General features: G+C 71.9%; 9 protein-coding genes and 1 tRNA gene. 4 read left to right on the top strand and 6 right to left on the bottom strand.

The genetic code is table 11. The features are described 5' to 3' along the window. Positions 1-6 precede the first annotated feature (6 nt). Positions 7-762, bottom strand: coding sequence for a CoA transferase subunit A (locus BO39_RS11350; protein ID WP_043833125.1), 756 nt, complete (start codon positions 760-762; stop codon positions 7-9). Positions 763-898: 136 nt separating this feature from the next. On the opposite strand from BO39_RS11350, the gene BO39_RS11345 reads away from it, so the two are divergent. Continuing rightward, a tRNA-Ala gene (locus BO39_RS11345) sits at positions 899-974 on the top strand. 118 nt (positions 975-1092) lie between these two features. After that, positions 1093-1725, top strand: coding sequence for an aspartate/glutamate racemase family protein (locus BO39_RS11340; protein ID WP_043833123.1), 633 nt, complete (start codon positions 1093-1095; stop codon positions 1723-1725). 146 nt (positions 1726-1871) lie between these two features. Here BO39_RS11340 and eutC read toward each other — a convergent pair whose 3' ends face one another. From eutC to acnA, 4 genes are all read right to left on the bottom strand, one after another. Continuing rightward, positions 1872-2636, bottom strand: coding sequence for an ethanolamine ammonia-lyase subunit EutC (eutC, locus tag BO39_RS11335; protein ID WP_043833121.1), 765 nt, complete (start codon positions 2634-2636; stop codon positions 1872-1874). Continuing rightward, positions 2629-4029 (bottom strand): ethanolamine ammonia-lyase subunit EutB, encoded by a 1401-nt coding sequence (locus tag BO39_RS11330; RefSeq protein ID WP_043833119.1) that lies wholly within the window; start codon positions 4027-4029, stop codon positions 2629-2631. Before BO39_RS11330 ends, eutC begins: the two co-directional genes overlap by 8 nt. A gap of 151 nt (positions 4030-4180) precedes the next feature. Then, positions 4181-5176, bottom strand: coding sequence for a GntR family transcriptional regulator (locus tag BO39_RS11325; RefSeq protein WP_052401959.1), 996 nt, complete (start codon positions 5174-5176; stop codon positions 4181-4183). 15 nt (positions 5177-5191) lie between these two features. Beyond that, positions 5192-7822: an aconitate hydratase AcnA gene (gene acnA, locus BO39_RS11320; RefSeq protein WP_043833117.1), complete on the bottom strand. Its 2631-nt coding sequence runs from the start codon at positions 7820-7822 to the stop codon at positions 5192-5194. A 405-nt stretch (positions 7823-8227) separates the two neighbouring features. Here acnA and otnK point away from each other — a divergent pair, with 405 nt between their 5' ends. Together otnK and otnC are read left to right on the top strand one after the other, a co-directional pair. Then, positions 8228-9484 (top strand): 3-oxo-tetronate kinase, encoded by a 1257-nt coding sequence (gene otnK / locus BO39_RS11315; RefSeq protein ID WP_043833116.1) that lies wholly within the window; start codon positions 8228-8230, stop codon positions 9482-9484. Between the two features lie 5 nt (positions 9485-9489). Next, positions 9490-10122, top strand: coding sequence for a 3-oxo-tetronate 4-phosphate decarboxylase (gene otnC, locus BO39_RS11310; protein ID WP_043833114.1), 633 nt, complete (start codon positions 9490-9492; stop codon positions 10120-10122). Between the two features lie 319 nt (positions 10123-10441). Here otnC and cysG read toward each other — a convergent pair whose 3' ends face one another. Then, on the bottom strand, positions 10442-11770 hold the full coding sequence (cysG, locus tag BO39_RS11305) for a siroheme synthase CysG (protein WP_052401958.1): 1329 nt from the start codon (positions 11768-11770) through the stop codon (positions 10442-10444). Positions 11771-11897: the final 127 nt, after the last annotated feature.

Genomic DNA, 11897 nt, shown 5'->3' with positions numbered 1-11897 from the left:
TTCCTCTCAGCGGGTCGGAAGGGGGTCGGTGCCGGCGGCGGCCGGCGTGGCGGGCGCGGTGCGCTTGCGGGTCGTGCGCTGCTCGATCCACTTCTCCGTGCCGCTGGGCACGACGATCATGCGCTTCACGTAGATGCCGGGGGTGTGGATGTGGTCCGGGTCCAGCTCGCCCTGCCCGACCATCTCTTCCACCTCCACAACCGTCACCCGGGCGGCGGTCGCCATCATCGGGTTGAAGTTCCGTGCCGTCTTGCGGAACACGAGGTTGCCCTCCGGGTCGGCCTTCCAGGCATGGATGATGGCGAGGTCCGCCATGATCCCGCGCTCCATGACGTAGGTGACGCCGTCGAACTCCTGGGTGGGCTTGCCCTCGGCGACCGCGGTGCCGACGCCGGTGCGGGTGAAGAAGGCGGGAATGCCGGCGCCGCCCGCGCGGATGCGCTCGGCCAGGGTGCCCTGCGGGTTGAACTCGATCTCCAGCTCCCCGGCCAAGTACTGCCGGGCGAACTCGGCGTTCTCGCCGACATAGGAGGCGATCATCTTCCGGATCTGCCGCGTCTTGAGCAACAGGCCAAGCCCGGCATCGTCCACGCCCGCGTTGTTCGAGACGAAGGTGAGGTTCTTCACGCCGCTGTCGCGGATCGCCTCGATCAGCAGGCCCGGGATGCCGCAGAGGCCGAAGCCGCCCGAATGGATGAGCATCCCGTCCCGCAGCACGCCGGCGAGCGCCGCCTTCGCATCGGGATAGAGTTTCCTGCTCATCGGGTGGCTTCCTCCAGGGATCATCGCGAGGGGAAACTATCCGCCCCGGCGGCGACGAGAAAGGGGGCCAGAAAGAACGCGGGAGGGGATTGCCTGCCCGGAGCGAGGCGGCTATATCGCGGCACCCCAAGGGTGGGGGGCCATAGCTCAGTTGGGAGAGCGCTTGAATGGCATTCAAGAGGTCGTCGGTTCGATTCCGATTGGCTCCACCAATCAAGCCGCCGGTTTCCGAGTAGTCGGGAACCGGCGGTTCCTTTTTGGGGGCAAAGCGGACGGGTGTTCGCCGGACGCCGTGTCGCCGGTGTGGGGATCGGGTAAAGGCTCACCCTCATGCGCATCGCCCTGATCCACGCCCTGCGTCATTCCCCGCCCCCGGTGGAGCGCGCCTTTGCGCGGCTCTGGCCCGAGGCGCGGCTGATGAACCTGCTCGACGACAGCCTGTCGGCCGACCTCGCGCGCGACGGTTCGATCACCGCCACCATGACGCAGCGTTTCCTGGACTTGTCGCACTATGCCGTCCGCACCGGCGCCGACGCGATCCTCTTCACCTGCTCCGCCTTCGGCCCCTGTATTGAGGCTGTGGCAACGGAGCTGCCCGCCATTCCCGTCCTCAAGCCCAACGAGGCGATGATCGAGGAAGCGGTGGCCGTCGGTCCGCGAATCGGCCTCCTCGCCAGCTTCGCGCCCACCCTGGCCTCGATGCCCCGCGAGTTTCCGGCCGGCGTCGCGCTCGAGCCCAGGCTGGCCGAGGGGGCGCTCGACGCGCTGAACCGCGGCGACGTGGCGGAGCACGACCGCCTCGTGGCGGAGGCCGCCGCATCCTTGCCCCCCTGCGACGTCATCGCCCTGGCGCAGTTCTCCCTCTCCAGCGCGCAAAGGCTCGTGGCGGAGCGGACCGGCCGCCCGGTGCTGACGACGCCGGAGAGCGCCGTTCGCAAGCTTCGGCGGCACCTCCAAGGATAGGGAACAACGGGGCGCGCCGCTTCGCGGCAGCCTGACGCAGGCCCGCGCATGGTCCGGCCGCGCGAACAGAAAGGCCGACCCATGCGGAGGTCGTCCTGTAGTTCAGACAGGGCGATAGCGCACGGGCAAGGCGCGGGACCGGATGATCAGGGTTCCAGCACCTTCGGCGTTGGGACGGTGAGCCCCGCCGCCTCGACGTCGTCCTTCAGCCCCGTGCCGGTAAGCTTGCGCGCCAGTGCTTCCCGCATCAACCAGGCGAGCTTCGCCGCCGCCAGTTCCGGCGCGAGGCCGCCGGCGGCGTGGATGTTGGAGATGCAGTTGCGCTCGGAATCGCGGCGCCCGGTCCGGGGCTCGTAGGTGAGATAGATCCCCAGGCTGTCGGGCACGCTCAGCCCCGGGCGCTCGCCGATGAGCACGGCGACGAGGCGCGCGCCCAGCCGCGCCCCGATCTCGTCACCGAGCGCCACGCGCGCCTGGGTGGCGATGACGGCGGGCGCGATCCTCCAGCCTGCCAGCCGTTCGAGGCAGGCGTGGAACACCGGCGCGGCGTGGCGCTGCACGGCCGTGGCGGAGAGCCCGTCCGCCAGCACGAAGGCCACGTCGCAGGAGGCGCCCTCGGACAGGTCGAGGCTTTCCGGGCTCAGACGCCGGCCGAGATCGGGACGACGCAGGTAGGTGCTGCGGTCCGGCGCCATGCTGCGGGCATGCAGCACGGGATGCGGGCGCAACGCCGCTTCGAGCGCTTTCCCATCCAACGGCGTGTGCACGGCATCGCGCGCCAGGGCATGGGCCATCTGGAAGTCCAGCACCTCGCGCAGCGGGAGCGCGTCGCCGGTCAGGCCGAGGCCGATCCGGGCACGGGTGGCGGCGCGCAGCCGGGCCCAGGGGTCCTGCACGGGCGCGTCAGCCACGCGCGCCGGCCTCCTGCGCGAGTTGCATGAGGCGGGAGGAGGCGAGTTCCGGCGGGTGGATGGCCCCGTTTGGCCCGGCGATGCCCATGCGGGCCAGCCAGGCCTCGAATTCCGGTGCCGGGCGCAGGCCGAGCATGCTGCGCAGCGCGAGAACGTCGTGGAAGGAGAGGCTCTGGTAGTTGAGCATGATGTCGTCGGCGCCGGGCACGCAGATGAGGAAGTGCACGCCCGCGACAGCGAGAAGGGTCATCAGCCCGTCCATGTCGTCGCCGTCAGCCTCGGCATGGTTGGTGTAGCAGACATCGACGCCCATCGGCAGGCCGAGCAGCTTGCCGCAGAAATGGTCCTCCAACCCGGCGCGGATGATCTGCTTGCCGTCGTAGAGGTATTCGGGGCCGATGAAGCCCACCACCGTGTTCACCAGAAGCGGCCGGAAGGCGCGGCAGACGGCGTAGGCGCGGGCCTCCAGCGTCTGCTGGTCCACACCGTGATGCGCCTCGGCCGAGAGGGCGCTTCCCTGGCCGGTCTCGAAATACATCACCTCGCCCGAAGGGCCGGCGCGGCCCAGGGCCAGCGCCGCGTCGCGCGCCTCGCGGAGGATGGCGAGATCGACACCGAAGCCGCGATTGGCACCCTCCGTGCCCGCGACCGACTGGAAGACGAGGTCCACGGGCGCGCCGCGGCGCATGATCTCGATCGCGTTGGTCACATGCGTCAGCACGCAGGTCTGCGTCGGGATGTCGTAGCGGGCGCGCAGCTCGTCGAGCATCCTCAGCAGGGCCATTGCGTTCGGCACGCTGTCCGTCGCGGGATTCACGCCGATGACGGCGTCGCCCGAGCCGTTCAGCAGCCCGTCGAGCGTGGAGGCGGCGATGCCGCGCGGATCGTCGGTCGGGTGGTTGGGCTGCAACCGCGTCGCCAGCCGCCCCTCCTGCCCGAGGGTGGAGCGGAAGGCGGTGACCACTCGGCGCTTGCGGGCCACCGTGATCAGGTCCTGGTTCCGCATGAGCTTCGAGACGGCCGCAGCCATCTCCGGCGTCAGGCCGGGGGAGATCGCGGCGAGGGCCGCGGCATCCGCCTCGTGCGAGAGCAGCCAGTCGCGCAGCCCGCCGACGGTCAGGTGGGCGATGGGGGCGAAGGCGGCGGCGTCATGCGTGTCGAGGATGAGCCGCGTGACCTCGTCGGCCTCGTAGGGCACCACGGCCTCGTTCAGGAAGGCGCGCAGGGGCAGGTCCGCCAGGGCGAAGCGGGCGGCCACGCGCTGCGCGTCACTGGCAGCGGCGAGGCCGGCCAGTTCGTCGCCGGAGCGGCGCGGCGAGGCGGCGGCGAGCAGATGGGGCAGGCCGTCGAACACGTGCCGCTCCCCACCGGCGATGGCGCTCCAGCTCCCCATAATCAGGCCACCGCCGTTTGGCACGGGCCGGCGGCGGGGGGTCGATACCTCATGCGTCAGGCCTTGTTGCGGCCGTGCGATCCTGGCGGTGGGCCATCGCCGTCAGCGGCGGAATGTGCCGCATTGGGCATTTCTCCGCCCCGGCTGTCCATCATCGATTCACGGCGTCCCCGTCGCCGGTCGGCCCGCCTGACACGCCCCGTCCGGGGCTGCCGAGGGCGCCCCTGCCCTCCGGCGCGAGGGCCGTCAGCCCTTCCAGCTTCAGCCGCGCATCCGCCAGCAGCCGCGCCTTGGAGGCGCGGCCCGCGTCGAGGTGGCAGAGCAGCAGCACCGCCGCCCCTTCGCGGTCCCCCTCCTCCAGCCGGTCGAGAATCGCAAGGTGCTCCTCGGATTGCGTGGCGAGGCGGCCCTGGTCGAGGGCGATGACGTAGCCCACCACGCGCCGCAGCCGCGTCACCCGCAGCGCGGCATCCGCGAAGAAGCGGTTGTTGGAGGCCTGAACAAGGGCGAGGTGGAAGCCCGAGTTCAGCTCGAAGACCTCACGCGGGCTCGCCGTCGCGGCGCGCCCAAGTAGGTCCCGCTGCTCCCGCCGCAGCCGCGCGAACACGGGGGCGGGCAGGTGGAAGCCGGGATCGAGCAGCGCCGCCGGCTCGATGGCACGTCGGAAGCGGTAGGATTCGTCGTAGCTCTCCGGCCCGTCGATGAGGGAGAGGAAGCGCCAGGTGCCGGCGGGCGCCCGCTCCGTCCAGCCCTCGCCCATGGCCTGCAGCAGCGCGCGGTGCACCGGGCCGCGGGCGGCGCCGTAGCGCCGCGCCAGCTCCGCTTCTCCAACGACGTCCGGCAGGGCTCCGGACAGCCGGTCCGCGGCCAGGCACCAGTAGATCCGCTCCGCCGCGCCGGCCTCGGGCGCATCCTCCCCGGTCGGGGGAAGTTCGCGCAAGGTCAGGCGCCCGTTTTCCAGCCGCGTCACGACCCCTGCGTCGAGCAGGAGCCGGAGGGCGCCGCGCACGGGGGAGCGGGAGGTGCCGAGGCGCGCCGCCAGCTCGCTCTCGCGCAGGAACTCGTCCGGCTCGGCCGAGGTCCGCAACCCCTCGACGATGGCGCGGGCGAGCTCACGGTGCAGGATGGCGGCGGGCGGGCGGGGCATGGCAGCGCGCGGGCCTCAGGCGCGGGTCGCTTCCGGCACGCGGCTCGCTTCCAGGGCGCGACGCAGGATCATCGGGATCATCCCGCCGGCCCGAACGAGGGCGACCTCCCGCGCCGTGTCGAGCAGGGCGGTCGCGGTGCCGGCCAGCGCGGTTCCGTCCGCGCGCCGCAGCGTCACGCCGACCGCCGCGCGGGGCGTGAGCGCGGCGGGATTCCAGTCGATCTCAAGGAGGTCGCCGGGACCGATGCCCAGCGTCTCCGGCCGCCACCCTTCCGGCAAGCGAAGCGGCAGAACGCCCATGCCGACGAGGTTGGAGCGGTGGATGCGCTCGAAGGAGTTCGCCAGCACCGCGCGGGCGCCGAGAAGCTGCGCGCCCTTGGCCGCCCAGTCGCGGGATGAGCCAGTCCCGTAGCGCTCCCCCGCCACGAGGACCACGGGCAGCCCCGCCTCGGCATAGCGCGCGGCGGCGCGCCATACGGGCAGGACCTCGCCGGTCGGGGCGAAGACGGTCAGGCCCGCCTTCAAGCCAGGGCGGAGGTGGTTCACCACCGTGCGGTTCACGAAGAGGCCGCGCAGCATCACCTCCCAGTTGCCCCGCCGGGAGGCGTAGACGTTGAGGTCGCGCGGGTCCTCGCCGCGCTCCACCAGCCAGGTGCCCGCGTCGCTCCCGGGAGCGATGGCGCCGGCGGGGGAGATGTGGTCCGTGGTGATGTCGTCGCCGAGCACCATCAGCGGGTGGGCGGCGAGCGTGCCGGCCGGCGCCTCCTCCGGCCCGAAGTTCACGAAGGGCGGCCGGCGGAGATAGGTGGAGGCCGGATCCCAGGGGAAGCGCGGCGTGGCCGGCGCGTCCAGCGCGGCCCAGGCGGCGGAGGCGTCGGCCTCGGCGCCCGCGGCGGCGATGTCGGCGGGATCCAGCCCTTGCCGCGCGAGGGCCTCGATCTCTGCGGCGCGCGGCCAGAGATCGCTCAGGTGGACGGGCCGCCCGCCGGAATCGGTGGCCAGCACGTCGCGCCCGATGTCGATCCCCGCCCGGCCCGCAACCGCATAGGCGACGACGAGCGGGGGCGAGGCGAGCAGCCCGGATTCAAGTTGCGCATGCACCCGGCCGGGGAAGTTGCGGTTGCCCGAGAGCACGGCGACCGGCTTCAGGCCGTCGCGCTCCATCGCCTCCTGCACGACGGGCAGGAGAGGGCCGGAATTGCCGATGCATGTGGCGCAGCCGTATCCGGCAACGCCGAAGCCCATCGCCTCCAGGTCGTCCAGCAGCCCGGCGCGGCGCAGGCGCCGCTCGGCGGAGGGCGAGCCGGGGGTAAGCGAGGTCTTCACCCAGGCGGGCACCGAGAGGCCGCGCGCCCGCGCCCGCCGCGCCACGAGGCCGGCGGCCACCAGCATCGGGAAGTCCGAGGTGTTGGTGCAGGAGGTGATGGCGGCGATGGCCACGGCGTCGGAGGGGATGCCCGCACCCGCCGCGCTGTCCGGCACCGTCCCCGACGCCGCGAGGGCGGCCGGCACCTCGGCCGTCGCCAGCCGGTCCTGCGGGCGGCGCGGGCCGGCAAGGGACGGGCTGAGCGAGGACAGGTCCAGCTCCAGCACCCGCGTGTAGCGCGGTGCGTTCTCCGGGTCGTGCCAGAGCCCCTGCGCCCTGGCATAGGCCTCGACGAGGGCGACTTGCGCCTCGGGGCGCCCTGTCTGGCGCAGGTAGTCCAGCGTGTGCGCGTCGATCGGGAACATGCCCGTGCTGGCGCCGTATTCGGGCGCCATGTTGGAGACGACCGCGCGCTGCCCGGCCGTGAGGTTGCCGACGCCGGGGCCGAAGAATTCCACGAACTCGCCGGAGACCCCTGCCTTGCGGAGGAGTTGGGTGACCGCGAGCGCCACGTCGGTGGCGAAGGTCCCGTCCGGCAGGGCGCCGGTCAGCCGCACCCCGAAGACCTCCGGCACGCGCAGCGAGACGGGCACGCCGAACATGACGCCCTCCGCCTCGATGCCGCCCACGCCCCAGCCGAGCACGCCGATGCCGTTGATCATCGGCGTGTGGCTGTCCGTGCCCACCAGCGTGTCCGGCACGGCCCAGGCCACGCCGTCCCGCGTTTCCGTGGTCACGACGGAGGCCAGGCGCTCGAGGTTGATCGTGTGCATGATGCCCGTGCCGGGCGGGAAGACGCGGAAGCCGCGCACCGTGTTGGCGGCCCATTTCATGAAGCGGTAGCGCTCGGCGTTGCGCTCCATCTCGCGCGCCATGTTGGTGCCGAGCGCGCCGGGGGTGGCCGAGACGTCCACGGCGAGGGAGTGGTCGGTCGAGGTGGCGACGGGGACGGAGGGATTGAGGCGCAGGGGATCGCCGCCGGCCTCGGCCAGGGCGTCGCGCATGCCGGCGATGTCCACCAGGGCGGGGCCGCAGGTGGTGTCGTGCATCAGGATGCGCGCGGGGGCGAAGGGGATCTCCGCTTCGCTCGTGCCTGTCCTGAGCCAGGAGAGGATGGCGGTGCGGCCAGCCTCCCGCACGGCTGCGTCCTCCTGCCGCAGCACGTTCTCCAGCAGCACCCGATGCACCCAGGGCAGGCGCGGCAGGTCATCCCCAGCGGCTTCATGCAGGTCTCTGATGCGAAGGCGGCCGAAGGCGCCGGCCAGGATGCATTCGGACATAGGGGTCTCCCGGTCGGCAAGGTCCTGACACAGCCAGGAGGTGGTAGTTTATTATCATAGAAAACACTACTGCTTGTCTGCCCCGGGTTGAGCGCAGCATTCTGGGATGCCTTCACTCTCCGACAGGTGGGGCCGGCCATTGGTCCCCGGCACCGCGAATCACCCCTGAGCAGCCCCTTCCTGTGCCATCCTCGCCCAGCGGATCGGCTGCGGCGCTTCCGTCGGACCGTCGGCGGCTTGAAGAGTTGGCTTGCGGGGGGTAGCGCCAGCGGGCTGCCGCCCAGCCGGCGGAAACGAAGATCAGGAAGCGGGAGAACGATCCATGTCAGGAGCGGATCACAGGGCGCACTCTGGAACGCGGAGCCGGGAAGCCGTGGTACTCGCACCCATGGTTGGGCTCGCCTGATGCCGCTGCTCGGTTGCGTGGCGGACGACTTCACGGGAGCGACCGACCTCGCGAGCACCCTCGTGCGGGGCGGCATGTCCGCGGTTCAGGTGATCGGCGTGCCGGAGGGTCCGCTGCCGGAGGCGGATGCCGTGGTGGTCGCGCTGAAATCACGGACCAACCCGCCGGCCGATGCCGTGCGCGACAGCTTGGCCGCGTTGGATGCGCTGCGGGACGCGGGCTGCCGTCAGTTCTTCTTCAAGTACTGCTCCACCTTCGACAGCACGGATGAGGGCAATATCGGCCCCGTGGCGGACGCGCTGCTGGAGCGGCTGGGCGCCGGCTTCGCCCTTGCCTGCCCGGCCTTCCCCGCCAATGGCCGCAGCGTCTATCGCGGCCATCTCTTTGTGGGCGACGTGCTGCTGAGCGAGAGCGGGATGAAGGACCATCCCCTCACGCCCATGCGCGACCCGAACCTCGTGCGCGTGCTCGGGCGGCAGACAGCGGGGCGTGTGGGCCTCGTGAACTTCCCCGTGGTGGAGCGCGGCGCAGGCGCGATCCGGGATGCCATGGCGGCCCTGGCCACGGAAGGTCACCGCTACGCCATCGTCGATGCCGTCACCGAGGCCGACCTGATGGCGATCGGCGAGGCGGCGGCGGAGCACCCGATGCTCACCGGTGGCTCGGGCGTGGCCATGGGCCTGCCGGAGAACTTTCGCCGCCAGGGCCTGCTGCCCGCGCGCGATGCGGCGGCCCTGCCGACGAGGAGGGGGCACAAGGCGGTGCTCGCCGGCTCCTGCTCGCGCGCGACGCTCGGCCAGGTCGCCGCGGCCCGCGCGTCCCTCCCGGTGCTGGAGCTGGACCCGCTGGCGACGCCGGACGCCGCCGCCCTTGCCCGCCAGGCGCTGGACTGGGCGGAGGCGCGGCTGGGCGAGGTGCCGGTCGTCATCGCCGCCTCCGCCCCGCCCGAGAAGGTGGCCGCCCTGCAGGCGCAACTCGGCCGCGGCGACGCCGGCGCGCTGGTGGAGGAGGCGTTGGCCACGGTCGCGGAGGGGCTGGTCGCGCGCGGCGTGGGGCAGCTCGTCGTCGCCGGGGGCGAGACCTCGGGTGCGGTGGTCTCCCGCCTCGGCCTGCGAACCCTGCGGATAGGCCCTGAAATCGATCCGGGCGTGCCCTGGACGCATGCGGAGGGCGCTTCGGGCGGGCTGCACCTCGCTCTGAAGTCGGGCAACTTCGGCGCAGCCGATTTCTTCACCAACGCCTTCCAGGGGGAATGACGGCGATGGACGAGACGGCGCTGCGCGAGGCGATCTGTGCCCACGGCCGGCTGCTCTTCGGGCGCGGGTACTCGGTGGGCAGCGCGGGCAACATCTCCGTTCGCCTGCCGGACGGATACCTGATGACGCCCACCAACTCCTCCCTCGGGCGGCTGGAGGCGGCGCGCATCAGCAAGCTCGACACCGAGTGGCGCCACGTCTCCGGCGACAAACCCTCCAAGGAGGTCTTCATGCACCGGGCCGTGCTTACGGCACGGCCCGAGGCCGGCGCGGTGGTGCACCTGCACTCGACCCACGCGACCGCCATCGGCTGCCTCGCGACACCCGGCGAGGACGCGCCCATCCCGCCGCTGACGCCCTACTTCGTCATGCGCATCGGGCGGCGCCTGCCGGTGATCCGCTACTACCGCCCCGGCGACGCGGCGATGGAGGGCGACATCCACGAGGCGTCGAAAGGCGCGCGCGCCGTGCTGCTCGCCAACCACGGGCCGGTCGTGTCAGGCAGCACGCTCGACGACGCCGTCTACGCCGCCGAGGAACTCGAAGAGGCCGCCCGCCTTGCCCTTCTCCTCCGCGGCCTGCCCGCCCGGGAGCTCACGCCTGAGCAGGTGGACGATCTGCTGAATACGTTTGGATAGGTGGGGCCTGCGCGCCTTCGGGCGGTGCTCCGCGGCTCCCGGAGAGGGCGCTGCCCTCTCCGGACCTCACCTGCCAAGGGCCTGAGGCCCTTGGATCCCCATCTGGCTGTCGCGGATGCGATGATCAGAGCCGGTTCTCTCCTGGCGCCTTTCCTGCGTCTGCAGTCGCCTCGGGTCAGTGACCCGAGGCGCACCGGCCGCAAGGCGTCCTAAACTCAAAGAAAAAGATGATGGTGAGGGGTCCGGGGAGAGGAAGAATTCCTTCTTTCTCTCCCCGGATTCACCCGCACCGGCCGGTCAGAACATGGACCCACTGCGATCAGGCAGCCCTGGCAGCCGCCGTCCGAGCTTCCGCCGTGACGTGGCCGATGAGTGTCATGACGGGCCCGCCACGCTGCCACGCGGGCGCTTGGGCGACGAGGTCGTCGAGGCTGCCCTGGAGGAGACGTTGGTCGGGGGTGCCGCCCGCCTCGATGAGCGCCGCGGGGGTTCGGGGATCGAGACCCGCCGTCAGCAGCCCGTCACGGAGCGCGGGCAGGGTGGAAACACCCATGTAGATGGCCAGCGTCTGCCCTGGGCGGGCCAAGGCCGCGAAATCGAGGTCGAGGCGTCCATCCCGCGTGTGGCCGGTGGCAAGCGTCACGGCACGGGCATGGTCGCGATGGGTCAGGGGTATGCCGGTCGAGGCGCCGCAGGCCAGCGCCGCGGTGACGCCTGGCACCACCTCGCAGGCGATGCCGGCGGCGCGACAGGCCTGTAGTTCCTCTCCGCCGCGGCCGAAGACGAAAGGATCGCCCCCCTTGAGGCGCACGACCCGCTTACCCTCGCGGGCGAGGCGCACCAGCAGGGCGTTGATGCCTTCCTGGGGAAGGCAGTGGTTGGCGCGGCTCTTACCGACATAGATGCGCTCGGCGTCACGCCGCGCGAGGTCCAGCACCGCCTCTCCGACCAGGCGGTCGTGGACGATGACGTCCGCCTCTCCCAGCAGGCGGAGCGCGCGCAGCGTCAGCAGGTCGGCGGCACCGGGACCGGCACCGACGAGGTGAACCACGCCGGCCGGCCGCGCCTCGGCGGCGCCCAGGGCGGCGGTGAAGGCGGCCTCGGCCTCGGCTTCGCGCCCGGCAACAGCCAGGTCGGCGGCAGGGCCGGTCAGCGCGGCATCCAGGAAGCGCCGGCGGGCGGCGAGGTCGGGCAGGGCGGCGCGCACGGCCTCCTTGAAGCGCCCGGCAAGCGCGGCGAGCCGCCCGAGTGCCGGTGGCAGCACGGCCTCGATCCGCGCCCGCACGAGGCGCGCGAGCACGGGGGCGGCGCCCCCGGTGGAGATTGCGATGGTGACCGGCGCCCGGTCCACGATGGCCGGCATCACGAAGGAGCAGAGGGAGGGGCGGTCAACGATGTTCACGGGCACCCCGCGCGCGATGCAGGCATCTGCGAGGGCCCGAAGGTCGTCATCGGGTGCGCCGGCGCCGATCGCGATGGCGCAGCCCTCGGGCAGCGTGGCTCCTGCCACGGGGTCGAAGGTCGGCAGGCGCTGCACCACCGCCCCTGCGCGCGCGAGAAGCGCGGCCTTGACCTCCGCCGCCTCGCCCTCACCCACCACCAGCGCCACACGCCCGCGCAGCGAGAGAAACAGCGGAAAATGGTCCATCACCCAGCTTACCCGGGCAGCCAACGCGGTGAAATGGACGGAATAAACTAAAATCGGCCGTCAATTTGGAATACCGTTCCCTTGTCGGGATCGTGAAATCCAGCCTTCTACTGGAGGAGAGTGGAGG

Source organism: Roseomonas aerilata DSM 19363 (assembly GCF_000711725.1).
Lineage (GTDB): Bacteria > Pseudomonadota > Alphaproteobacteria > Acetobacterales > Acetobacteraceae > Roseomonas > Roseomonas aerilata.
The sequence above is the reverse complement of the archived record's forward strand: the minus strand, read 5'-3'. Positions and strand labels throughout refer to the sequence as shown.